Raw genomic sequence first — 946 nt, 5'->3', positions numbered from 1 at the left:
GCCGCCGGGCGCGCCCGCGCGGGGTGCGACAGCGCCCGGGTGAGCAGGGCGTGCGTGCCGTCCGGGCGCAGCCGGCTCGCCGGGTTCTTGGCCAGCAGTCCCATGATCGCGTGAACCAGCGGCCCGGCGCGGAGGAAATCGGGCGGGTCGGCGTACAGCACCGCGCCGACGGTCAACGGCACGCTCTCCCGCTGGAACGGGGAGACGCCCTCGACCGCGAGGTACAGGGTGGCGCCGAGCGCGAACAGGTCGCCGGCCAGGGTCGCCGCGCCGCCGAGCAGCCGCTCGGGGGCCAGATAGGCGGGGGTGCCGCCGCTGCCGAGACCACCGATGAGCGTCGGGTCGGAGACATGCGTGGCGATGCCGAAGTCGGTGAGCAGCACCCGGCCGTCGTGCGCCAGCAGGATGTTGGAGGGTTTGACGTCGCGGTGCAGCACCCCGAGCCGCTTGCCGGCGACGAGGGCGTCGAGGACGGCCAGACCCACCCGGGCGGCGCGGTCCACCGGCAGCGGGCCCGCCCGCTCGACGGTGGCGGCGAGGGTGGCCGCGGGCACGTAGTCCATCACGATCCACGGCAGGCCGTCCTGCTCGACGGCGTCGTGGACGGTCACGACGTGCGGGTTGCCCCGCAGCCGGGCGGCGTTGCGGGCCTCCCGCATCGCCGTGTCGACCTGGCCGGCCCGTTCGTCGTCGTCGAGGTCGGCCGGAAACCGGATCTCCTTGACCGCGACGTCGACCCGCAGCACCTCGTCATGCGCGCGCCAGACGGTGCCCATCCCGCCTGCGCCCAACCACTCGGCCAGCCGGTAGCGCCCCGCGACGAGCCGACCAGCGCCGACGTCATCCACTGTCACGGCGCATCATCCTCGGCGGTGGGCCCGACGCGGGCGGCCGGAGACCTCCCGCGCACCCCGCGGCGGGCACCGACCCGGCGGCCCGCCTGCCC

1 protein-coding gene is annotated in these 946 nt (G+C 76.0%); it reads right to left on the bottom strand.

Translation table 11 applies throughout. The features are described 5' to 3' along the window. Nucleotides 1-854 (bottom strand): serine/threonine-protein kinase (locus ND748_RS32830; protein WP_251750137.1); only part of this gene is annotated, 854 nt, incomplete at its 3' end. Nucleotides 855-946 lie beyond the last annotated feature (92 nt).

The organism is Frankia sp. AiPs1, assembly GCF_023716945.1.
Classification (GTDB): Bacteria; Actinomycetota; Actinomycetes; order Frankiales; family Frankiaceae; genus Frankia.
The sequence above is the reverse complement of the archived record's forward strand: the minus strand, read 5'-3'. Positions and strand labels throughout refer to the sequence as shown.